The organism is Streptomyces sp. NPDC104367, assembly GCF_055583825.1.
On the sequence record NZ_JBVJND010000011.1, the window covers coordinates 20266 to 43193 of the forward strand.

Genomic DNA, 22928 nt, shown 5'->3' on the forward strand with positions numbered 1-22928 from the left:
GGCTGTCGCGTTGTGGTGTCGATGTGGCGTCGAGCGGACGGCCGGACGGCCGGTCGGGTGGGTGACGGCTACACGGTTTGCCAGGGGTTGGTTTCGTAGCAGTTCACCAGCAGGTCCGTCACGTCGGGGGCGACGGTCGCTGCCGCTCGTCGATGCTCGTGACCGGGACGGCCGGTGGGACGGAGTTCGAGAGGAAGGCCGCGAGGCCCGGGGAGCCGGACGCCCAGGCTCCGAGGTCCCGGAGGGGGATCTCGCGCCGCTCGGACGGGATGCCCTTGGCCGTCAGCCCTCGTTGCAGCAGCTGCATCATGATTCCCGGCAGTACGGCGGCCCGGGGCCGGACGACCCGCTCGCCGTCGAAGAAACCGATGTTCGAGATCGAGGCCTCGCTGATCCGGCCGTCGTGGTCGGTGAACAGCGCGTCGTCGTACCCGGCGAGCACCGCCTGGCGCCCGCGGAGGCAGAGTCCGAACGCCCCGGCGTGCTTGACGTGGGGGGACCGCTCGTACTCCCGCACCACCCTGGGCACCGCCGGCATGCCACGCGCACCGGATCGGCCGACACCACAGCCCGGGGTGCCCTGTTCGGCAGACCCGCCACCGACTGCCGCGGAGTGTGGTCGGCTTGACGGGTGGAGTCCATCGTCGCCCGTGCCATAGCCGTTCTCGGAACCCTGCTCGGGTCGGGGCTGACCCTGGCGTTCCAGCAGCGGAGCGCCGACAGGAGTCATCGGTTCACCCGTCGCGAGAAGCTCCGGCAGGAGCGGCTCGACGCCTTCTCCGCCTATGCCGGCGCCCTGCTCAACTACCGGCGCTGCGTGGTCCATCTCTGGTTCTGCGAACACGAACAGCCGCCGCCCGAGGACCCCGACCCGGTACGGATCCGTGCCTACGACCTGCGTTCCAACGCCCAGGAGGCACTGTTCCGGATGCAGATGCTCACGGACGACGCGACGCTGAGCCGGACCGCCGAAGACGTACTCACGGACATCACGAAGCTCCGCAAGGTGGAGAGCAGAGCCGAGCTGGACGAGCTGAGAGCGCGGACCCGTGACGACATCAGCCGACTCGTCGGCTCGGCCAAACAGCACCTTTGAAGCATGCTCGGTCGGTTTTGGGCAAGTGGTGGGGTTTTCCGGCCTTCTGGGATGTGAGCGGTACGGCACTCATATTGTCGCTCCGCGAAGACCAGGAGATGCCTTACATGACGTCACGCCGACGTAAGTCGCGACCCTGTGGATCGAATGCGCCGGGCCGTGGCCGGTCGCACCCACCCCGCCGCCCGGATCACGCCGAGGACAGGACACTGTCGGCGGTTCTGGGGTTCATGGAACGGCTCCCCAAGCCGTACCGGCGCATTCCCCGGCCCTGGCATTTTCTCCTCAAGGCGGCGACGGCCGCGGGCTTCGCCTATGTCCTCTGGGGCGTGATCACGGAGGTCGTCCATGTGATCCTCTCCCTGCTGCTCCTGTTCGTCATCGCCGCTGTCGGACTCACCATGCTCGTGGGGACGTTCACGTACTCGCTGAGCGACGAGGGGCGGCGGGAGGAGGAGCGCTGGTACGAGGAGAACGATCCGCGCGGACAGAACGGGCCCCGCGGCGCCATGTGAGGCGCGAGGAGGCGCACGGAGCGGGCCGGTGCGTGCAGGTGGAGGTGCGTGACGGGGAGCTCGGCGGGTGGCGGTGGAGGATCCCGACGCGTGCGTGTGCGGACGGGGACCGTGGCTCATACGGTCAGTGACTCCGCCAAGCCGTCGGCGAACGCCGTGACGCGGGCCAGGCGAGGGCCGCCGCGGGCGACGCGGAAGCCGTGGCGGCGGGCCCAGAAGGCCGCCTGTACGAGGTGCAACTGGGCCCAGAGGCAGACGCGTTCGCGGTCCAGCTCCGCCGCTTCCGCGAAGACGTCCAGCAGCCGGCGGGCGGTCGCGGCCGGGGCGTCGGCCTCCATGAGCGAGAGCGCGCGGGACTTCAGCAGCGTACCGCCGTCGTACGCCGGGTCGCCGACGCAGCCCTTCGGGTCCACCGCCAGCCACGGCTCGCGGTCCGCGCGCAGGATGTTCCTCGCGTGCAGGTCGCCGTGGACGAGGGTGTCCGGCTGGTCCCGGCCCAGGTCGCGGGCCGTGGCCAGCGCCGCGTCCACCACGCGGGGCGGCAGCGTGCGGGCGAGGTCCGCCGCGTCCCGGCGCAGCTCCGTCCGCCAGGTCTCGGCGCGGTCCCGCAGCCGTGGGAGAGGTGACGGCGGTGCCGGGACCGCGAGGCGGCGGTTCAGGCGGCCGGCGATCGTCATGACCGTCTCGTCGTCGGTCTCCAGCGCCGCCAGCGTGGTCATGCGGGCCCGCTCCAGCAGGAGCGCGAAGCGGGCGTCGTCCCGCGCGTACAGGCGGACCGCTCCCCGGCCCGCCCACACCTCGAAGGCGTCCGGCTCGTGGACGTTGCCGGGGTGCGGGAAGGACACCTTCAGGACGCGGGGCCGCCCGGCGGGGCCCTGCCGTACGGGGACGACCACTCCCACGCCACCGTGCGTCACCGCGCCGTCCGGCACGCAGTCCCAGCGGTGCAGCAACTCCTCGACGAGCCGGGGGAGTACGGCGATCCACGCCGTCCCCTCCTCACCCTCGCGGTCGATCGTGCCGCGCGCCAGTTCCCCGGGAATGCCGATCACCCCGGCAGCCTAGGCCGCGACCGGTCCGGACACCGTACGGACGTCGTCCGGTCGCCGTACGGCCGCGTCCGCTGTTGCCCCGCGGTCGGCCCTCGTAGGCTGGCCGCAACACAGATCCCACCTGTGGAGGGCGCCCCGTATGAGCGGCTGGAGCAGCACCGACATCCCCGACCTCGCCGGTCGCGTCGCCGTCGTCACCGGCGCCAACAGCGGGCTCGGCTACGTCACCGCCCGGGAGCTGGCCCGCAAGGGAGCCCGGGTCGTGCTCGCCTGCCGGAGCGAGCGGCGCGGACAGGAGGCCGGGGACCGGATGTCCGCCGAAGTCCCGGACGCACACATCGAGTTCGGGCTGCTGGACCTCGGAGACCTCGCCTCCGTACGGGACTTCGCCGACGCGCTCCGCCACGACCGGCTCGACCTCCTGGTCAACAACGCCGGGGTGATGGCCCTTCCGTACGGGACCACGGCGGACGGGTTCGAGACGCAGTTCGGGGTCAACCACCTCGGGCACTTCGCGCTCACCGGGCTGCTCCTGCCCGCCCTGCTCCGCGCCCCCGGCGCCCGCGTCGTCACCGTCTCCAGCATGATGCACACCCTCGCCAACATCGACCTCGACGATCTCAACAGCGAGCGCAGATACAGGCGTTGGGTCGCGTACGGGCGTTCCAAGAGCGCCAACCTGCTCTTCGTCCACGAGCTGGCCCGGCGCGTCACCGCCCACGGGCACGACCTCGTGGCCGCCGCCGCGCACCCCGGGTACGCCGCCACCAACCTCCAGACCGCCGGGCCCCGGGCCGAGGGACGCCGGCTGGCCGAGCGGCTGATGGAGGCGGGGAACGCGGTGCTCGCCCAGTCCGCCGAGGCCGGAGCCCTGCCCACGCTCTACGCCGCCACCGCTCCCGGCGTACGGCCCGACTCCTTCACCGGACCCTCGATCGCGATGTGGCGCGGCGCGCCCGGCCCCTCCCGGCGGGCGCCCTGGACCCGCGACGACGCGGCGGGGCGCCTGCTCTGGGAGGCGTCGGAACGGCTCAGCGGGGTGTCGTACGACGCCGCGCTCAAGGGCGGAGCCGGGCCCGGGGGCGAAGCCGCTGCCGAGCCCGGCACCTGACCTCGCCGTCAGGCCTACGCGGCCCGCACCTCGTACGCCGTCACCCGTACCGTCTCGTCGTCCAGGCACTGCCCGGTCTCCAGGTCGAAGCGCTGCTTCAGGAGCGGGGAGGCGACGAACGGGCGGCCCTGGTGGGTGCCGGTCAGGCCGCGGGAGAGGACCGCCGCGCCGCCGAAGGGGTCGCGGTTGTCGATGGCGTACAGCCGGTTCGCGCGGTCGCGGAAGACGGCGACCTGACGGCCGTCCGGCAGCAGCGCGGCCACCCCCCGGCCGGGGGTCAGCAGGCTCAGGTCGCAGACCGTGAACCAGTCCTCGGCGAGCTGGAGTTGGACCTTCAGGTCGGTGGTCTCGGGTGCCAGGGTCATCGCTGGGCGCTTCCTTCCAGGACGTCTGCCGTGTTTTCGGTGGGACGCATGCCGATGGACAGCAGCGGCAGGTCGGGCTTCATCTGGTCGCGCTCGGGCACGAAGCCGACGACCGGGTCGGGGGTGTCGGGGGCGTTGACGAAGGACACGAACCGGGCGAGCTTCTCCGGGTCGTTGACGGTCGACGCCCACTCGTCCGCGTAGTGGGCGACATGTGCCGCCATCAGCGACTCCAGCTCCTCGCAGATGCCGAGGGAGTCCTCCACGACGACGTCACGGACGTGGCCGAGGCCGCCGGGGATCCGCTCCAGCCAGGTCGAGGTGCGCTCCAGGCGGTCCGCGGTGCGGATGTAGAACATCAGGAACCGGTCGATCAGACGCACCAGTTCGGCGTCCGAGAGGTCCTGGGCGAGCAGGTCCGCGTGGCGCGGGGTGGCGCCGCCGTTGCCGCCGACGTACAGGTTCCAGCCGCCCGCGGTGGCGATCACGCCGAAGTCCTTCGACTGGGCCTCCGCGCACTCGCGGGCGCAGCCGGACACCGCCGACTTGAGCTTGTGCGGCGACCTGAGGCCCCGGTAGCGCAGCTCCAGGTCGATCGCCATCCGCACCGAGTCCTGGACGCCGTACCGGCACCAGGTCGAGCCCACGCAGGACTTGACGGTCCGCAGGGACTTTCCGTACGCGTGGCCGGACTCGAAGCCGGCGTCCACCAACCGCATCCAGATCAGCGGGAGCTGTTCGACGCGGGCGCCGAACATGTCGATCCGCTGGCCTCCCGTGATCTTCGTGTAGAGGCCGAAGTCGCGGGCGATCTCGCCGATCACGATCAATCCCTCGGGGGTGATCTCGCCGCCGGGGATGCGCGGGACGACCGAGTACGAGCCGTTCTTCTGGAGGTTGGCCAGGAAGTGGTCGTTGCTGTCCTGGAGGGCCGCCTGCTCGCCGTCCAGGACGTAGCCGCTCACGCCGATCGTCGGGGCGAGGGAGGCGATGATCGAGCCGACGGCCGGCTTGCAGACCTCGCAGCCGTCACCGCCCCTGGCACCCTCACGGCCGTACCGGTCGAGCAGGTCCCGGTACGTGTTGATGCGCAGCGCGAGGACGATCTCGTACAGCTCCTCACGGGTCTGCGCGAAGCAGCCGCACAGGCCCTTGTCGACCTCGACGCCGGACGCCTCCAGCTCGGCGGTGACCAGCTGGCCGAGCACCTTGACGCAACTGCCGCACGTCGTACCGGCCTTGGTGCACTTCTTCACCTCGGGCACGGTGGTGCAGCTGTGTGCGGTGACCGCGCCGCGGATCGTGCCCTTGGTGACGTTGTTGCAGGAGCAGATGATCGCGTCGTCCGGCAGCGCGCTCGGGCCGAGCTGCACGGACTCCCCGGCGCCGGCCGGCAGGACGAGCGACTCCGGCGAGACCGGCGGCACCGAACCGGTGAACGCCTTCAGCGTGCCGTACGCCTCCGCGTCGCCGACCAGGATGCCGCCGAGCAGTGTGCCGTCCCGGCCGATGACCAGCTTCTTGTACAGGCCCGAACGGGCGTCGGAGTAGACGACGTCCAGGCAGTCCGCGGTGGCGCCGTGCGCGTCGCCGAAGGACGCCACGTCCACGCCGAGCAGCTTCAGCTTGGTGGACAGGTCGGCGCCGGTGAAGGCCGCCTCGTCGGCGGCGATGGTCGCCGCGGCCGTCTCCGCCTGCTCGTACCCCGGCGCCACCAGGCCGTACACCCGGCCGTCCGCCGCCAGCGCGCACTCGCCGATCGCGAACACATGGGGGTCGTTCACGGTACGGCACTGCTCGTCGACGGTGATGCCGCCGCGCTCGCCGACGGACAGCCCGCAGTCCCGGGCCAGTTGGTCCCGCGGTCGCACACCGGCGCTGAACACCACCAGATCGGTGGCGAGTTCGGAACCGTCGGACAGCTTCATGCCGGTCACGGCACCCGCCCCGTCCACCACGATCTCCTGCGTGCCCACACCCGTGTGCACGCTCAGGCCCATCTCCTCGATGGTGCGCAGCAGCGCCGCGCCGCCGCCCTCGTCGACCTGGACGGGCATCAGCCGGGGCGCGAACTCCACGATGTGGGAGGTGAGTCCGAGTCCCTTGAGGGCGCCGGCCGCCTCCAGCCCGAGCAGTCCGCCGCCGACCACGGCACCGGTGGTAGCCGTCCTCGCGTACTCCTCGATCGCGAGCAGGTCCTCGATCGTGCGGTAGACGAAGCAGCCGGTGGCGTCCTTGTTCGGGACGGGCGGCACGAACGGGAAGGAGCCGGTGGCCAGGACGAGGGTGTCGTAGGGGAAGACCGCGCCCGACCTCGCCGTCACCTGCCGCGCCTCGCGGTCGACCGTCACGGCCGGGTCGCCGACGTACAGCTCGATGCCGTGCGTCTCGATGAACTCCGGCTCGGTCAGGGAGAGTTCCTCGGCGGACCGGCCCGAGAAGTACGAGGTGAGGGCGACGCGGTCGTACGCGGGACGCGGCTCCTCGCACAGCACGACCACGCGGTGCGTGGCGGTCAGGCCGCGCTCGGCGAGTGCTTCGAGGAAGCGCTGGCCGACCATGCCGTGGCCGACGAGCACGATCGTGGGGGTGGCCCCCGGGGCAGTGGTCATCAGGAGCCTCCGTCATCGGTGAGCAGGTGGAGCAGGGGCCCGTCGGCGGAGGGCAGCGGCTCTGCTCCCTCCCGGGCGGCGCGCACGAACGCGCCGACGGTGCCGGGTGCGCCGGCCGGGACCCCGCCGGCCGGGCGGTCGTGGACCGGGGTGAACGGGCCGCGCGGCGGCGGGAGTACGGGGATCGAGCCGGCCGCCGCCGGAACCGGCGCGTCGTATGCGATCTCCGTGCCTGCGGTGCCTGCGGTGCCTGCGGTGCCTGCGGTGCCTGTGGTGTCTGCGGCACCGGTCGCGCGGACTGCGCCGGTCGTGCCTGTGGCGGTGTCTGTGCCGGTCCAGCGGGCGCGCGGCGTTTCGGCCGGCGCTGTGGGCGGCGCGGTGGGTGGCGCGAACCCCTCGGGCGCGGGCCGGCCGTGCTTCGCGTTCCCGGTGGGCGTCACGCAGGTACCGGGACCGCCGGGCCGCCGGGCGGGACGGACGCCCGCGGGGCCGGCGCCGGTCACCACCACACGCGAATTCGAGGTCATGTCCAGGAGCCTGCGGGGCCGACGTTACCCGGCCGCATCACCACTGTTTCCCGCGGGGAACGCTGCCCTCTTCGATGCCGGGCGGCGGGTGTGAGGGGTCCGGGAGCTGCGCGGACGGGGGTGTGAGGGGCCCCGTCGAAGGCTCCGCTAGCGGCTGCCGTGGCTTCCCGTCAGGTGCGCGAAGACGACGACGTTGCCCTGGTAGCCGGTGGCGCGGGAGTAGCCGCCGCCGCAGGTGATGACCCGGAGCTCGGGGCGCTTCGCGGCACCGTACACCTTGTCGTCGGGGAAGTCGCGGGCCTGGTAGACCTCGACCGCGTCGACGGTGAAGACGGCGACGGTGCCGTCGCGCCGGTCGACCTCGATGGTCGCGCCGCGTCGCAGGGCACCGAGGTCGTAGAAGACGGCGGGGCCCTCGGTGTTGTCCACGTGCCCGGCGACGATCGCGGTGCCGCTCTCGCCCGGGGCGGTGCCCGCCTCGTACCAGCCGGCGAGGTTCTTCTCCTTGGCGGGCGGGACGTCGAGGCTGCCGGTGGAGGTGAGGGCGAGGCCCATGAGGGGGGCGTTCACGCGGATCGCGGGGATGCGGATGCGGGTGGGCGGCGAGGGGTCGAGGGCCGGGGCGGAGAGACGTTCCTCGGCGGGGTCGGGACGGCCCTCGGCGGCGGCTGGCTGGGGTGGCGCGCCGTGCGGGCCGAGACCGGGGGCGAGCAGCCACACACCCGAGCCGAGGGCTACGACGGTTACGGCCGCTATCGCGGTGTCCCCGATCTTGCGCATGCGAACCCCTCTTTCGAAGGTGAGATCCTCTAACGCGCCTTTGGTGCTCTCACGCACCTCCAGCGGTCAGAGGCTCCAACGCGGGTGTGACCCTCTCCCCCCTGTGACCCCCTACCCCCTCCGGGCCGCGAGGGGCGTCGGACCCGGAGGGGGTGGGATGTGCGGTACCGGCGGACGGACAGCGGAGGGTGTCCGTCAGATCCCGTCGCCTCTCGCCCGGCGATGCAGGAGCCAGGTACCGCCCGCGGCGGCGACGGCCAGAGCCGTCACACCCGCCGCGGTCTGCACGGGATCGGTGCCGAAAGCGCCACCGACCCCCGTCTTCACACTGCCGTGGGGCTGGACCTGCCCCGCGGCCGGCGTCAGCGCCACCGTCAGGTCACCGGTCACCTGCCGGTTCCCCTCGGCGCACTTCGCGACGATCTCGTACGTCCCCGGCTGCGCGCTCGACGGCACCCGGAACATGCCGATCGCCTCGCCCTCGTGCGTACTGGGCGCCAGGGTGAACGTCCCGGCACCGACCGAGCTGGCGTCGCCCGTCGCCGTTCCCTTCTCCCCGCACGCCGCCGTGTTCACCGTGACCTGGGCGCCGGGGGCCGTGGTCGACGGGTACACGTCCAGGCTGCCGGTGCCGCCGCCGTACGCCGGCGCGGCGGCGAGGCCGGCCGCGGCCACGGCGAGCGCGGTCCCGGTCAGCAGACGGGCGGTGCGTCGCATGCTGCTCCCTCGTCGAGCTCGTCCACTCCCTTGCTCTACCGAGGTAAAAGCCAACGGGCCGGACCCGCTTCCTGAGATTCCGTCAGCTGTGGGATGAACGGGTGTCACCGACGGCCTCCCGAAGGCCGATCGGGAGCGAATCCCAGCAGGTCAAGCGGGTCGCGCGGGGCCCGTCAGGAAGAGCACACGAACGGCGGGTGCCGGGGGGAGTGAACGGGTGACACCGCTCATGCCCACCGCCCGCGCACACCGCGACCGCGACCGCGACGGCGCACGCGGGCCACGCACGGCAACGGGTGCACGATTCCCCCTCCGGCCCGTCCCCCCGGCCGGCCGGACCCGCCCCGCCCGCCTCGCCCGAGGATCGTGACCGGGCCCGGGTTCAGACGAGGCGTGGGAGTACGTCATCCGTCCGCGGCGGCGGCCCCGGTCTCCCAGCGCAGCAGGTCGCCCGGCTGGCACTCCAGCACCTCGCAGAGCGCGGCGAGGGTCGCGAACCGGACCGCCTTGGCGCGGCCGTTCTTGAGCACCGCCAGGTTGGCGGGCGTGATCCCGACACGGTCCGCCAGTTCGCCCACGGACATCTTCCGCCGGGCCAGCATCACGTCGATGTCGACGACGATCGGCATCAGATCACCTCGTCCAACTCGGCCTGCATCCGGGATGCTTCGACGTCCCGGGCGACCGCCTGGGCGAGCAGCGTTCGCAGTACGAGCACGATGAGGGCGACGCCCAGGACGGCCACGCCGATGCCGGCCATGATGACGGTGACGCCGGGGTCGTCCCGCTGGCCCGGCGCGTTGACGGCCGTCACCGCGAACCACACGAGGGCAGCCGCCGTGATCGCGCCGATCACACCGTCCACGTAGCGGAAGGCGGCGTGGGAGAACACGGTTCCGCGGCGCACCATCGTCACCAGCCGCCCCACGCAGACCAGCGCGACCTGGACCGCCACCATGCCCAGGATCGTGATCACCCGCAGCGGCGTGAGCGGGAGCGACCCGTCCGCCGGCTTGGTGGCCAACGCCCACACCATCCCCGCCTGCACGAACACCGTCCCGGCGAACACCACCACGAGCACCGCGCGCAGCGCCCCGACAGCCAGCTTTCCCATGCCTCCCCCTCCCATCGACTTACGATGGGAATCTATCGATTCTCGATAGGTGAAGCAATCGCTGCGACGGAGGGTGCGCGGCACGCGAACACCGTGACGGGCCCGCCGGGGCCGGCCGGGCGGAGGGGGCTTCGGCCCGCGGCGTGAGGGCGGATCCCGGTGGGTCCGTGGGTCCGTGGGTCCGTGGGTCCGTCCGAGGCGCCGCTGGACGGTGAGCGCGCTCGGCTCGATGGGTTCAACCAGGAGCGCCGGAGCGTGATCAGCCGGTCTCGGGAGCCGGTCGGTCTCGTGAGTCGGTCGGTCTCGTGAGTCGTCGGTCTCCGGAGTCAGCCGGTCTCGGGAGTCAGTCGGATCGCCGCGATGTCGAACTGGAGACGTACCGTCTCGCTCACCATCGCGCCGCCCTCCGCCAGGCGGGAGTTGTAGGACAGGCCCCAGTCCATGCGGTTGATGGTGGTGGTGCCGTCGAAGCCGACGCGCTGGTAGCCGAAGGGGTCGGTGACATTGCCCATGTAGGTGAGTTCGAGGTCGACCGGGCGGGTCGTGTCCTTGATGGCCAGGTCGCCGGTCATGACATAGACGTCGGGGGATGTGAGGCGTACGGCCGTGCTCTGGAAGCGCATGCGCGGATAGGCCGCCGAGTCGAGGAAGTCGCGGCCGGCGAGATGCGCGTCGCGCTGCTCCACGCCCGTGTCGACGCTGCCGGTGGACAGGATGATCTCGGCCTGGGAGCGGGACGGGTCGCGGCCGTCGAAGTAGAGGCGGCTCTTGTACTCGGTGAAGGCCCCGCGGACCGTCGTCACCATCGCGTGCCGCACCGAGAAACCGATTCTGCTGTGGGCGGGGTCGATGATCCACTCGCCGGTGAGGGCGGCGAGGGCGGGGTCGAGGAGCGTGGTGGGGGCGGTGGGTGCCGCGGTGGGGCGCGGCGGGGGTGTGGGGGAGCGCCGGGACGTGTGGGGGCGGCTGAACAAGTTCATGGTTCATCTGGTTAGTCGACTCCGGGAATTGCCGCAAGTGGCCCGTGGGTAAGAGATGTTGGGTGATGTGCGGGAATTCGGCGAGCCGTCACCGGAACTGCACACCATCGCCATGGGATCCGCTCGGGAAAGTGTTCCGGTATTCCTGGATTCCGCGTGTTCCTTGAATTGTGTTGTTCCCTTTTGTTTTCGGGTGTGTCCGGGGGGATGTGCGAAGGCCGCCCCGGTTCGTTCGCCGGGGCGGCCGCGTCACACCGCGGGACCGGGGCTCAGTTCACGTTGACCGCGCTCCAGGCGGCCGCCACCGCGTTGTACTCGGCGCTGCCGTTGCCGTACAGGTCCTTCGCCGCGTTGAGGGTCGCCGTCCGGGCGCCCGCGTAGTTCGTCGAGGACGTCATGTAGACCGTCAGCGCGCGGTACCAGATCGCGCCGAGCTTGTCGCGTCCGATCCCCGTCAGCGTCGAGCCGTTGTACGTCGGTGAGTTGTAGCTCACGCCGTTGACGGTCTTCGCGCCGCTGCCCTCGGCGAGGAGATACGCGAAATGGTTCGCGACGCCGGAGGAGTAGTGGACGTCGAGATTTCCGACCGACGAACTCCAGTAGTCGGCCGAACTGCCGTCCTTGGAGGGCTGGTCCATGTACCGCAGGGCCGTCTTGCCGAAACCGGAGCGGACGATCTTCTCGCCGATGAGGTAGTCGCCGGGATCGGAGGGGTTGCCGGCGTACCACTCGACCAGCGTGCCGAGGATGTCCGAGGTCGCCTCGTTCAGGCCGCCGGACTCGCCCGAGTACGTCAGTGCCGCCGTCTTGGAGGTGACCCCGTGGGTCATCTCGTGTCCCGCCACGTCGAGCGCGACCAGCGGGCCGAAGGTGGTCCCGTCACCGTCGCCGTACGTCATGCAGAAACAACTGTCGTCCCAGAAGGCGTTGTTGTAGCTGCTGCCGTAGTGGACGCGGTTGTACGAGCCCTTGCCGTCACCGGCGATGCCGTTGCGGCCGTGGACGTTCTTGTAGTAGTCCCAGGTCTCGTCGGTGCCGTACTGGGCGTCGACGGCCGCCGAGGAGCGGTCCGAAGTGGCCCCCGTTCCCCAGTGGTTGTCGGCGTCCGTGAACACCGTCGAGGGCGCCCGGCTGATGCAGATGCCGAAGATGCACAGGTCGGTCTTGTTCGCCGCGTCCCCGGTGTACGTGTTGCCGCGCGTCGGGTCCGTGAGGCTGTACGTCGATCCCGACAGCGTCGTCTCCAGCGGAACCGTGCCGCTGTAGAGCGACTGGCCGTCGCCGGTCGCGGTCTCGATGCTGTCCCAGGCGTCGATCTGGGCGCCGGTGCGGGCGTTCGTCAGCACCGTGCGGGCGACCGGGTTGCCGAGTGAGTCCTGCCCGACGGCGTTGGTGCGCCAGGCCAGTTTCGGGGTGCCGTGCAGGGCGTCGACCACCAGTTGCGGCTTGGCCTGCACCCGCTTCAGCGTGTCGCCGAGGTTCGCCGCCCGCAGCGCGTTCACCGCGAGGTCGGCGGCCTTCGGCGCGGATATGTCCGGCGTGATCGAGGCGAGGGATGTCCTCGCCCGGGTCGCGCGGTCGGCGCCGCGGTAGGCCCCGTCCGACCCGAGGTGGACCACGAAGTCGCCGCCGAGCACCGGGAGCTGACGGTACGTGCGGTCGTAGCGGACGTGCTGGGTGCCGTTCCCGTCGACGACCACGTCGCGGACCGCCGTGCCCTCGGCGGACGTCAGTCCCAGGGCGGTGGCGTGCCGGAGCAGAGCCGTCGCCGCATGGGCGATCGCGGTGGCCCGGGTCGGTCTCGTGTCGGCGTGGGCGGCGGGGGAGAGCGTCGCGGTCAGCAGGGTCGCCGTGGTGACGGCGACGCCGGCCGTGGCGAGTCGGGAAACGCGGATCTTCCGTGTCCGGCTCATCAGTCTCCTTGGAGAAATGCCTCTGAGGCGTGGGGGTGGCTCTGATGACGACAGTGATTTAAGGGCTCATGACAAGTCGTGTCCATAGCGCCCCCATGGAGATGTGTGTGGGGACGGGGTGGGTGGAGAATCCTTTCTGTGATCACCCGCGACACCCGCCGCCTCCCGTTCTTCGTCTACGGCACGCTCCGCCCCGGCGAGGTCAACCACGACGCGTTCCTGCGCGGCCGGACCACGGCCGAGGAACCCGGCCGCCTCCACGGCGCACGGCTCTACGACGGCCCCGGCTATCCCTACGCCGTCGAGGAACCGGCGGGAGGTGTGCCGGCGGGAGATGAGTCGGCGGGAGGTGTGCCGGCGGGAGGGGAGCCGGTGGTCGGGGGGCCTGCGGGAGAGGCCCCCACGGCCGCGGGCGTGCGGGGGGAACTCGTCACCGCGAGCCCTGGGTCGTACGACCGACTGCTCCTGGAACTGGACGAGTTGGAGGAGTGCGTGCCGGGCGACCCGGCGAGCCTGTACGTGCGCGTCGAGCGGGACGTCGTACGGCTGCGGGACGGGGCCGCTGTCCGGGCCTGGGTGTACCTCGCCGGCCCCGCCGTGGCCGAGAAGCTGCGCGCCGACGGCCACCGCATCGACGGCGGGGACTGGCTGGCCCGCTGACCGGCCCGGCACGCCGGGCCCGGGGGAAATCCGGCCCATGTGGCTTGTTCCGTACCGCGGTTGGCCGGTCACGCACCGTTGAGACTTCAAGGGGCCGGACTACAGTCGTCGTCCTGTTCGTCCCCGCACGGCGTTCGACCCACCGGCCGGCCCCGGGCTCCCGCCGCACCCGGAATCGGCCTCCCCCCACTCGTAACAGCCAGCCAGGAAGCCTCCGAGCCATGCCTCTGCGTCACTTGACCCCCCGGGACCAGCACCTCTTCTGGCAGTACGGCCGCGGCGCCGACGTACCCGTCCCCGAACCGCTGATCCACCGCGCGATCGAGCGGCACGCGATCACCCACCCCCACGCCGTCGCCGCCGAACACCACGGCGCGACCCTCACCTACGGCGAACTCGACCGCTACGCCGGTGCCCTCGCCGCCCGTCTGGTCCGCGAGGGCGTCCGCCCCGGCGACCACGTCGGCCTGTTCGTCCGCCGTTCCATCCCGATGCTGATCGGGCTGCTCGCCACCCTCAAGGCGGGCGCCGCCTACGTCCCCCAGGACATCGGCCGCACGCCCCCGGACCGGCTCGCCCACGTCATCCGCACCGCCCGCACCCGGGTGGTCCTCACCCAGAAGGAACACGCCCCGCGCGTCCCGCTGCCCGGCGGCCACCGCCTGATCGCGCTGGACGACCCGAGCCCGTACGACGGCGGACCGCCGGTGCCGCCGCGGCCCGCGCACCCGGACGACGGCTGCTACGTCCTGTTCACCCCCGGCACCGCAGGCCGCCCCGGCGGCGTGAAGGTCACCCACCGCAACGTCGCCAACCTGCTGCTCACCGAGCCCGGCGGACTCGGCATCCGCCCCGGCGACCGGGTCGCCCAACTCCTCGACACCGCTGCCGACATGGCCGCCTGGGAGATCCTGGGCTGCCTCACGCACGGCGCCACCCTGGTCGTCCGCGGCAAGGACGCCGCCGTCGCGGCCCGCACCGCGACCGTGCTGATCGCCACCCCGACCGTGCTCTCCGGCATCGACCCCGCCGCCTGCCCGCGCGTCCGCACGGTCGCCGTCGCCGGGGAACCCTGCCCGCGTCCGCTCGCCGACCGCTGGGCGCGCGGGGCCGCCTTCTTCAACTGCTGCGGCCCCACCGAGGTGACCATCGTCAACACCATGGGCCGCCACGACCCGGCCGCCCCGCTGCTCACCGTCGGCCGCCCCACCCCCAACAACACGGTGTACGTCCTCGACGCCGACCGCCGCCCGCTGCCCATCGGCGAGACCGGCGAGATGTGGGCGGGCGGCGACTGCGTCTCGGCCGGCCACCTCGGCGACGACGCCCTCAACACCCGGCGGTACGCGCCCGATCCCTTCCTCGGCGCGGGCCGGTTCATGTTCCGCACCCGCGAACTGGGCCGCTGGACCCCCGACGGCGATCTCGAACACCTCGGCCGCGCCGTCGCCCGCGTCCCGGCCGGGAAGGGGGGCGCGGTTCCGGCGGCCGTGCGCTGACACCGACCGTGCCGCTAACGGCGGGCGGCCGCCAGGGCGTCGGCCACTCCGGGTTCCTTCCTCCCGAGGAACTGCGGGTCCGGTTCGAAGACCGCGTCCAGGGCGGCCTTGCCCGCCGCGAAGACCTCGCGCGTCCCGCCGTAGTACCAGGTCACGTCGTGCTTGGCGTCCACGCCGATGCCGTACGACGCCACGCCCGCCGCCTCGCACAGGGCCACCGCGCGCCGGATGTGGAAGCCCTGGCTGATCAGGACGGCGCGGTCCACGCCGAAGATCTTCTTCGCGCGGACGCAGGAGTCCCAGGTGTCGAAGCCGGCGTAGTCGCGGACGATACGGTCGCCGGGGACGCCGTGCCGGGTGAGGTACGTGCGCATGGCGTCCGGCTCGTCGTAGTCCTCGGTGCTGTTGTCGCCGGTCACGAGGACGACCTTGATCCGGCCCTCGTCGTACAGTTTCGCCGCCGCGCTCAGCCGGTTGGCGAGGTACGGCGAGGGCTCGCCGTCCCACAGTCCCGCGCCGAAGACCACGGCGACGTCGGTGCGGGGCACGTCGGCGACGGTGCGCAGCCGGCCGGCCGTCGACACGTACAGCCAGGTGACCGGCAGCAGCGCCAGCACGCAGCCGGCCATCACGGCCTGCACCAGGCGCCGCCACCCGGTGCGGGTGCGCGGCAGACGCGGTCGGCGGATCCTCATACGGTCGTTCCCCCCTGTAGGCCCCGGTCGGCGACCGTCGGCCCCGGCTGTCCCGGTCGGCACCCTCGGCTCCGACCTTGGAGGACGCAGCGCGGGTCGTTCCGGTTCGCTCACACCGCCCGGCCCCGTGACGTGAAGTGCCCGTAAACACTCGTGACGGTCAGGCAACGGCGGTGCAATCTCGTCCGGCGAGGATCCTCGCATGACGGTGACCGACCTTTCTCCGCGCCCCGGCCCGCCCGCCCTCGTCCTGGTGGCCCACGGCAGCCGCGACCCGCGCGCGCTCGCCACGGTGCGGGCGCTCATGGACCGGGTGCGCGCACTGCGCCCGGACCTGCCGGTGCGCCTCGGTCACATCGAGCTGAACGAGCCGCTGCTCCCGGACACCCTCGCCGCCCTCGGGGACGCCCCGGCCGTCCTCGTCCCGCTGCTCCTGAGCCGCGGCTACCACGTCAAGCGGGACATCCCGGAGATCGCCGCGGCCGCCGCGGCCCGCACACGCGTCGCCGCGCCGCTGGGCCCGCACCCGCTGCTGGTCGACGCCCTGCACGGCCGGCTGCTGGAGGCGGGGTGGCGCCGGAGGCCCGCGAGCGCCGTGGTGATGGCGGCGGCCGGCTCCCGCGACCCCGAGGCCAGGGTCGACACCCTGCGCACGGCCCGGCTCCTCGCCGAACGCCTGGGCGTCCCGGTCGTCCCGGCCTACGCGTCGGCGGCGGCCCCGACGGTCGCGGAGGCGATCGCCGCGCTGCGGGCGAGGGGCCGTCACCGCATCGCCGTCGCCTCCTACTTCACGGCCCCCGGCCGCTTCGCCACCGAGTCCGCGGCCGCCGCCCCCTGGATCGCCTCAGCCCCCCTCGGAGCCCACGAGGCCATGGCGGAACTGACCCTCCACCGCTACGACCAAGCCCTGAAAACCCCCCTGACAGCAGCAGCCTGAACGGCACACCGACACCGCGACCACCTGAACCCCCCAGCCCTCGACGCCCCGAGGGCCACGGGGAACTGCGCGACGAGCCACAACGCCCCCGCGCCCACCCGACGGCCGGTCCGGCGGAACGCCCCTGGGGGCGCGGGGAACTGCGCGACCAGCCACAACGCCGCCGCGCCCGCCCGACGGCCGGTCCTTCAGATCCGTGGGCGCTCGAAACCACCATTTGTCACAACCGCCCCGTACTGTCGAGGCATGGCAGTCCCCGCACCCTCCCCGGCCTACGACCCGGCGTCAGCCGAGCGCTGGGCCCCCGAGCCCGACAAGCGCCCCGGCCGCACCGCCTTCCAGCGCGACCGCGCCCGGATCCTCCACTCCGCCGCCCTCCGCAGGCTCGCCGGCAAGACCCAGGTGGTCACCCCGGGCGAACGCCCCACCTCGGCCTGGGACGCCAGCCCCCGCACCCGCCTCACCCACTCCCTGGAATGCGCCCAGGTCGGCCGGGAACTGGGCGCAGCCCTAGGCTGCGACCCGGACCTCGTGGAGGCCGCCTGCCTCTCGCACGACCTCGGCCACCCGCCCTTCGGCCACAACGGCGAACAGGCGCTGAACGAGTTCGCCGACGACTGCGGCGGCTTCGAGGGCAACGCCCAGTCCCTCAGGCTCCTCACCCGCATCGAGCCCAAGCGGTTCACCCCGGAGGGCTCCGTCGGCCTCAACCTCACCCGCGCCGCCCTCGACGCCGCCACCAAGTACCCGTGGCCGCGCGGCGCGCACCCCACCGACCCGGCGTCGTCGAAGTTCGGGGTGTACGAGGACGACCGCCCGGTCTTCGACTGGGTCCGCAAGGAGGCCCCGTCCACCCGCACCTGCTTCGAGGCGCAGGTCATGGACTGGTCCGACGACGTCGCCTACTCCGTGCACGACGTCGAGGACGGCCTGCACGCGGGCCACATCGACCCCGGCCGCCTGCGCGCGGAACCCGAGCGGCAGGCCGTCTTCGACACCGCCGTCGGCCGGTACGTGCCGGCCGGCACCGACCCCGCCGAACTCGCCGCCGCCCTCGACCGGCTCCAGGCCGAGGAGTGGTGGCCGCACGGCTACGACGGCTCCGCGGTCGCCCAGGGCCGTCTCAAGGACGCCACCAGCCAGCTCATCGGCCGGTTCTGCCTGGCCGCGGAGGGCGCGACGCGCGAGGCGTACGGCGGCGGCCGGCTCACCCGCTACGGCGCCGAACTCGTCGTACCGCGCGAGGCCCGGATGGAGTGCGCGGTGCTCAAGGCGATCGCCCACCGTTACGTCATGCAGCGCGCCGAGCAGGAGAGGATCCGCGCCGAGCAGCGCGTCGTCGTGGCCGAACTCGCGCACGCGCTCACCGCCCGCGCCCCCGACGGACTCGACCCGCAGTTCCGGGCGCTGTTCGACGCGGCCGACGGCGACCACGCCCGCAAACGCGTGATCGTCGATCAGATCGCCTCGCTCACCGACGCCTCCGCGCGGTCGCTGCACGCGAGACTGACGGGCCGTATGTGAACAGTCGGTGACACTCCGCGACCCTCCATGGCCTGATCGGGTCATGATCGGGGCACCATCGGGGCACCGGGACCCACTCCCCCTTCCCGCATCACGCTGCGTGCGGGACGCTCACAGTGCGGCGCATGTGGGCGGCATATGTAGCGGCACCCTTACGAGGAGGCTTCAAGTGGTCGACGCGGACCAGACATTCGTCATCGTCGGTGGCGGACTCGCCGGCGCGAAGGCGGCCGAGACGCTCCGGGCCGAGGGCTTCAGCGGCCGGGTGATACTGATCTGCGACGAACGCGACCACCCGTACGAGCGGCCACCCCTGTCCAAGGGCCTGCTGCTGGGCAAGGAGACGCGCGACAGTGTCTTCGTGCACGAGCCCGCCTGGTACGCGCAGAACGACATCGAGCTGCACCTGGGCCAGACCGTGGACCGGATCGACCGCGCCGCGAAGACGGTCCGGTTCGGCGACGACGGCACCCTCGTGCGCTACGACAAGCTGCTGCTCGCCACCGGTGCCGAACCCCGCCGCCTCGACATCCCCGGCACCGACCTGGCCGGCGTCCACCACCTGCGCCGCCTCTCGCACGCGGAGCGGCTGCGGGGCGTGCTCGCCGCGCTCGGCCGGGACAACGGGCACATCGTGATCGCGGGAGCCGGCTGGATCGGCCTGGAGGTGGCCGCGGCGGCGCGGACCTACGGCGCCGAGGTCACCGTCATCGAGCACGGGCCGACCCCGCTGCACAGCGTGCTCGGGCCCGAGCTGGGCAACGTCTTCCGGCAGCTGCACGAGGAGCACGGGGTCCGCTTCCGGTTCGGGGTGCGGCTCGCCGAGATCGTCGGGCAGGACGGCATGGTCCTCGCCGCCCGCACCGACGACGGCGAGGAGCACCCGGCGCACGACGTCCTCGCGGCGATCGGCGCGGCGCCGCGCACCGGGCTCGCCGAGGCGGCCGGGCTGGAGCTGGCCGGACGGGCGCACGGCGGCGGCATCGTCGTCGACGAACGGCTGCGGACCTCCGACCCGGACATCTACGCGGCCGGTGACGTGGCCTCCTTCCCGCACGGCCTGTTCGACGTCCGGCTCCGGGTGGAGCACTGGGCCAACGCCCTCAACGGCGGGCCGGCGGCGGCCCGCGCGATGCTCGGGCAGGAGGTGACGTACGACCGGGTGCCCTACTTCTTCACCGACCAGTACGACCTCGGCATGGAGTACAGCGGCTGGGCGCCGCCCGGCTCCTACGACGAGGTCGTCATCCGGGGTGACCTGGGCAAGCGGGAGTTCATCGCGTTCTGGGTGAAGGAGGGGCGGGTGCTGGCCGGGATGAACGTGAATGTGTGGGATGTCACAGAGTCGATCCAGAGGCTGGTCCGCTCCGCGGTGCCGGTGGATCCCGACGCGCTGGCCGACCCCCATGTGCCGCTGGATTCGCTCGCCTAGCCGACCGCCGTCGTCCGCGCCCCCTTCGGGGTGCCGCGGTGACCGTAGAATTCATCCGTGGCAGGACGGATCAATGACGAGGACGTGAAGGCGGTACGGGACGCGGTCCCGATCGACGCCGTCGTGTCCGAGTACCTCCAGCTGCGCAACGCGGGCGGCGGGAACCTCAAGGGACTCTGCCCGTTCCACGACGAGAAGTCGCCGTCCTTCCAGGTCAGCCCGAGCAAGGGGCTCTTCCACTGCTTCGGCTGCCAGGAGGGCGGCGACACCCTCACCTTCCTGATGAAGGTGGACCACCTCTCCTTCTCGGAGGCGGTCGAGCGGCTGGCCGCCCAGGCCGGCATCACGCTGCGCTACGAGGAGGGCGGGTACAACCCGGCGCACCAGCGCGGCGAGCGCATCCGGCTGGTCGAGGCGCACAAGACCGCCGCCGTCTGGTACGCGGAACAGCTCGCCACCAGCCCCGAGGCCGAGACCGGCCGCCTCTTCCTCGCCGAGCGCGGCTTCGACCAGGCCGCCGCCGTCCACTTCGGCGTCGGCTACAGCCCCCAGGGCTGGGACCACCTCACCCGCTATCTGCGCGGGCAGGGCTTCACCGACAAGGAGCTGCTGCTGTCGGGGCTCTCCCAGGAAGGCCGGCGCGGGCCCATCGACCGGTTCCGGGGCCGCCTGATGTGGCCGATCCGGGACATCGGCGGCGAGGTCGTCGGCTTCGGCGCCCGCAAGCTCTACGAGACGGACAACGGCCCCAAGTACCTCAACACGCCCGACACCGCGATCTACAAGAAGTCCCAGGTCCTGTACGGCATCGACCTCGCCAAGCAGCACATCGCGAAGTCCAGCCGCGCGGTCGTGGTCGAGGGCTACACCGACGTCATGGCCTGCCACCTGGCCGGGGTGACGACCGCGATCGCCACCTGCGGCACGGCCTTCGGCGGCGACCACATCAAGATCCTCCGCCGGCTGCTGATGGACAACGGCTCGGCCCGCGTGATCTTCACCTTCGACGGCGACGCGGCCGGCCAGAAGGCGGCCCTGCGCGCCTTCGAGGACGACCAGAAGTTCGCCGCCGAGACGTACATCGCCATCGCCCCCGACGGCATGGACCCCTGCGAACTGCGCCTCGCCAAGGGCGACGAGGCCGTCGCCGAGCTGGCCGAACCCCGCACCCCGCTCTTCGAGTTCGCGCTCCGCCAGATCGTCGCCCGCTACGACCTGGACACCCCGGCGGGCCGCGCGGCCGCCCTCGACGAGGCCGCGCCGATCGTCGCCCGGATCAAGAACAGCGGCGCCCAGCACGAGGTCGCCGTCCAGCTGGCCGGCATGCTCGGCATCCTCGACACCCAGTTCGTGGTCAAGCGGGTCGCCCAGCTGGCCCGTTGGGCCCGCGAGCGCGGCGGCAAGGGTCCCGGTCCCGCCCGCGGCCCGCAGCAGCCGTCGTACGACGCCCGCGCCGGGCGCCCGGCCGTCTCCGGCCCCGCCCTCAACCTCCGCAACGCCGTCTACGCCACCGAGCGCGAGCTGCTCAAGCTCGCCCTGCAACGCCCCGAGCTGGTCTCCCCGGCGTTCGACGCGTACGGCATCGACGAGTTCACCGCCGAGCCCTACGCGGCCGTACGCCTGGCCATCATGGAGGCGGGCGGCGCCGAGCACGGCGTACGGGACCCGCAGGAGTACCTGGTCCGCGTCCGCGAGACGGCCCCCGACGACACGGTCCGCGCGATGGTGACCGAGCTGGCCGTCGAGGCGATCATGCGCCGCACGGTCGACGAGAACTACGCGGGCGAGCAGCTCGTGACCGTCCGCCGCCGGGCCGTCGACCGGCGCATCCACGAGATCCAGATCACCCTCACCCGGCTCGGCAGCGCCGGAGACCCGGCCCAACTCGCCTCCGTGCAGAACGAGTTGTGGGTGCTCCAGCAGTACGGGCAGGCACTGCGCGAGCGCGGCGCGACCGCCCTCTGAGCCGCCGCCGGCCGACAGCGTAACCACGCGGTCACGGAACGGACGCAAAAAGTCACCGCACGCCCCTCGTGGCGGCGATGTGTCTTACCCCACACTGGGGGGCGGTGCCTGAGTCCTCGGAGCGCGGCCGGCCCGTCCCGGACGGGCCCCACACCCCCGCCGTTCCACTCAACGCGTACGGGACGGACAGCGGCGAGGCCGTCGTCTCCGCCCCCGAAGTACCGCTGCCGCACCCCCTGGCAGCGATCATCCTGGAGGTCGCCCCCGTGCAGACCCAGACCCTGACCCAGACAGACAGCGGCACGCAAGCGGCCGGGCCGGAGGCCGAGGCCGACGTCTACGCCGGCGTGCCACCGCAGAGCCGGGTGGCGGTCCACCCCGAGACGGCGGCGGAGCCGGAGGGCCCGCCCGCCGAGGAACTCACGGCCGAGGCCGCCGAGGAGCCCGAACCGGAACCCGTCGAGGCGCGCGTCGCCGCCCGCGCCGACACCGCCGGCCCCTCCTCCGACCTGTTCCGCCAGTACCTGCGCGAGATCGGCCGCATCCCGCTGCTCACCGCCGCCGAGGAGGTCGAACTCGCCCGCCGGGTCGAGGCCGGGCTGTTCGCCGAGGAGAAGCTCGGCAGCACGCCCGACCTCGACAGCGAGCTCGCGCTCGACCTCGACCGGCTGGTCGTGAGGGGCCGCATGGCCAAGCGCCGGCTCATCGAGGCGAACCTCAGGCTCGTCGTCTCCGTGGCCAAGCGGTACGTCGGCCGCGGCCTGACCATGCTCGACCTGGTCCAGGAGGGGAACCTCGGGCTGATCCGCGCGGTCGAGAAGTTCGACTACGCCCGCGGCTACAAGTTCTCCACGTACGCGACCTGGTGGATCCGGCAGGCCATGTCCCGCGCCCTGGCCGACCAGGCCCGCACGATCCGCGTCCCCGTGCACGTCGTCGAACTCATCAACCGCGTGGTCCGGGTCCAGCGCCGGATGCTCCAGGAACGGGGCTACGAGCCGACGCCCGACGAGGTCGCCGCCCATCTGGACCTGGCGCCCGAGAGGGTGGGCGAGGTGCTGCGCCTCGCCCAGGAACCGGTCTCCCTGCACGCCCCGGTGGGCGAGGAGGACGACGTGGCCCTCGGCGACCTCATCGAGGACGGCGACGCGGCGAGCCCCGTGGAGTCGGCCGCCTTCCTGCTGCTGCGCGAGCACCTGGAGGCGGTGCTGTCCACGCTCGGGGAGCGCGAGCGCAAGGTCGTCCAGCTGCGGTACGGGCTGGCCGACGGGCGGCCCCGGACGCTGGAGGAGATCGGACGGATCTTCGGCGTCACACGGGAGCGGATCCGGCAGATCGAGTCGAAGACCCTCAACAAGCTGCGCGACCACGCCTTCGCGGATCAGCTGAGGGGCTATCTGGACTGATGCCGGGTGCGGGTGGGCGGGGGGCTGA

General features: G+C 72.4%; 20 protein-coding genes and 2 pseudogenes. 10 read left to right on the forward strand and 12 right to left on the reverse strand.

Annotation, left to right across the window (positions count from 1 at the left end):
• Positions 1 to 118: 118 nt before the first annotated feature.
• Positions 119 to 538, reverse strand: a complete 420-nt coding sequence (locus tag ACZ619_RS18150; protein WP_469599740.1) for an aminotransferase class IV — start codon at positions 536 to 538, stop codon at positions 119 to 121.
• 93 nt (positions 539 to 631) lie between these two features.
• On the opposite strand from ACZ619_RS18150, the gene ACZ619_RS18155 reads away from it, so the two are divergent.
• Positions 632 to 1096 carry a hypothetical protein gene (locus tag ACZ619_RS18155; protein WP_469599742.1) on the forward strand — a complete coding sequence of 155 codons (465 nt, stop codon included), beginning with the start codon at positions 632 to 634 and terminating at the stop codon, positions 1094 to 1096.
• A gap of 230 nt (positions 1097 to 1326) precedes the next feature.
• On the forward strand, positions 1327 to 1611 hold the full coding sequence (locus ACZ619_RS18160; RefSeq protein ID WP_469599744.1) for a hypothetical protein: 285 nt from the start codon (positions 1327 to 1329) through the stop codon (positions 1609 to 1611).
• Between the two features lie 116 nt (positions 1612 to 1727).
• On the opposite strand, the gene ACZ619_RS18165 is transcribed toward ACZ619_RS18160, so the two are convergent.
• Complete coding sequence (locus ACZ619_RS18165) at positions 1728 to 2663, reverse strand: aminoglycoside phosphotransferase family protein (RefSeq protein WP_469599746.1); 936 nt, start codon at positions 2661 to 2663, stop codon at positions 1728 to 1730.
• Positions 2664 to 2802: 139 nt separating this feature from the next.
• Here ACZ619_RS18165 and ACZ619_RS18170 point away from each other — a divergent pair, with 139 nt between their 5' ends.
• Positions 2803 to 3774, forward strand: coding sequence for an oxidoreductase (locus ACZ619_RS18170; RefSeq protein WP_469599748.1), 972 nt, complete (start codon positions 2803 to 2805; stop codon positions 3772 to 3774).
• Between the two features lie 14 nt (positions 3775 to 3788).
• Here the strand turns inward: ACZ619_RS18170 and nirD are convergent, their stop codons facing one another.
• From nirD to ACZ619_RS18215, 9 genes and pseudogenes are all read right to left on the reverse strand, one after another.
• On the reverse strand, positions 3789 to 4139 hold the full coding sequence (gene nirD, locus ACZ619_RS18175; RefSeq protein ID WP_469599750.1) for a nitrite reductase small subunit NirD: 351 nt from the start codon (positions 4137 to 4139) through the stop codon (positions 3789 to 3791).
• Positions 4136 to 6751, reverse strand: coding sequence for a nitrite reductase large subunit NirB (gene nirB, locus ACZ619_RS18180; protein ID WP_469599752.1), 2616 nt, complete (start codon positions 6749 to 6751; stop codon positions 4136 to 4138). Before nirB ends, nirD begins: the two co-directional genes overlap by 4 nt.
• Positions 6751 to 6891, reverse strand: a pseudogene (locus ACZ619_RS18185) (NAD(P)/FAD-dependent oxidoreductase); the annotation flags it as partial. The gene nirB and the pseudogene ACZ619_RS18185, both read right to left, overlap by 1 nt.
• A 534-nt stretch (positions 6892 to 7425) precedes the next feature.
• Positions 7426 to 8058 carry a class F sortase gene (locus tag ACZ619_RS18190; protein WP_469599754.1) on the reverse strand — a complete coding sequence of 211 codons (633 nt, stop codon included), beginning with the start codon at positions 8056 to 8058 and terminating at the stop codon, positions 7426 to 7428.
• Between the two features lie 195 nt (positions 8059 to 8253).
• Positions 8254 to 8775, reverse strand: a complete 522-nt coding sequence (locus ACZ619_RS18195) for a hypothetical protein (RefSeq protein WP_469599756.1) — start codon at positions 8773 to 8775, stop codon at positions 8254 to 8256.
• A 404-nt stretch (positions 8776 to 9179) separates the two neighbouring features.
• Positions 9180 to 9404 carry a helix-turn-helix domain-containing protein gene (locus tag ACZ619_RS18200; RefSeq protein WP_469599758.1) on the reverse strand — a complete coding sequence of 75 codons (225 nt, stop codon included), beginning with the start codon at positions 9402 to 9404 and terminating at the stop codon, positions 9180 to 9182.
• Entirely contained in the window at positions 9404 to 9889 is a 486-nt protein-coding gene (locus ACZ619_RS18205; RefSeq protein ID WP_469599760.1) for a DUF2975 domain-containing protein, read from the reverse strand. The genes ACZ619_RS18200 and ACZ619_RS18205 overlap by 1 nt, the downstream gene beginning before the upstream one ends.
• 326 nt (positions 9890 to 10215) lie before the next feature.
• Positions 10216 to 10869: a YceI family protein gene (locus ACZ619_RS18210; protein WP_469599762.1), complete on the reverse strand. Its 654-nt coding sequence runs from the start codon at positions 10867 to 10869 to the stop codon at positions 10216 to 10218.
• Positions 10870 to 11138: 269 nt separating this feature from the next.
• The gene (locus ACZ619_RS18215; protein ID WP_469599764.1) at positions 11139 to 12782 is read right to left on the reverse strand and encodes a M4 family metallopeptidase; all 1644 of its coding nucleotides are present in this window, start codon (positions 12780 to 12782) and stop codon (positions 11139 to 11141) included.
• A 138-nt stretch (positions 12783 to 12920) separates the two neighbouring features.
• Between ACZ619_RS18215 and ACZ619_RS18220 the strand changes: the two genes are divergently transcribed.
• The gene (locus tag ACZ619_RS18220) at positions 12921 to 13442 is read left to right on the forward strand and encodes a gamma-glutamylcyclotransferase family protein (RefSeq protein ID WP_469599765.1); all 522 of its coding nucleotides are present in this window, start codon (positions 12921 to 12923) and stop codon (positions 13440 to 13442) included.
• Between the two features lie 221 nt (positions 13443 to 13663).
• Positions 13664 to 14884 (forward strand): annotated as a pseudogene (locus ACZ619_RS18225) (AMP-binding protein); the annotation flags it as partial.
• Positions 14885 to 14955: 71 nt separating this feature from the next.
• Here ACZ619_RS18225 and ACZ619_RS18230 read toward each other — a convergent pair.
• Entirely contained in the window at positions 14956 to 15636 is a 681-nt protein-coding gene (locus tag ACZ619_RS18230) for a SanA/YdcF family protein (protein WP_469599767.1), read from the reverse strand.
• A gap of 202 nt (positions 15637 to 15838) precedes the next feature.
• Here ACZ619_RS18230 and ACZ619_RS18235 point away from each other — a divergent pair, with 202 nt between their 5' ends.
• The 5 genes from ACZ619_RS18235 (at position 15839) to ACZ619_RS18255 (ending at position 22900) form a co-directional block, all read left to right on the forward strand.
• Positions 15839 to 16573, forward strand: coding sequence for a sirohydrochlorin chelatase (locus tag ACZ619_RS18235; protein WP_469599769.1), 735 nt, complete (start codon positions 15839 to 15841; stop codon positions 16571 to 16573).
• Between the two features lie 246 nt (positions 16574 to 16819).
• Entirely contained in the window at positions 16820 to 18097 is a 1278-nt protein-coding gene (locus ACZ619_RS18240; RefSeq protein WP_469599771.1) for a deoxyguanosinetriphosphate triphosphohydrolase, read from the forward strand.
• A 169-nt stretch (positions 18098 to 18266) separates the two neighbouring features.
• Positions 18267 to 19529, forward strand: coding sequence for an NAD(P)/FAD-dependent oxidoreductase (locus ACZ619_RS18245; protein ID WP_469599773.1), 1263 nt, complete (start codon positions 18267 to 18269; stop codon positions 19527 to 19529).
• Positions 19530 to 19586: 57 nt separating this feature from the next.
• Positions 19587 to 21494 (forward strand): DNA primase, encoded by a 1908-nt coding sequence (gene dnaG / locus ACZ619_RS18250; protein WP_469599775.1) that lies wholly within the window; start codon positions 19587 to 19589, stop codon positions 21492 to 21494.
• A gap of 104 nt (positions 21495 to 21598) precedes the next feature.
• Positions 21599 to 22900, forward strand: coding sequence for an RNA polymerase sigma factor (locus tag ACZ619_RS18255; protein ID WP_469599776.1), 1302 nt, complete (start codon positions 21599 to 21601; stop codon positions 22898 to 22900).
• Positions 22901 to 22928: the final 28 nt, after the last annotated feature.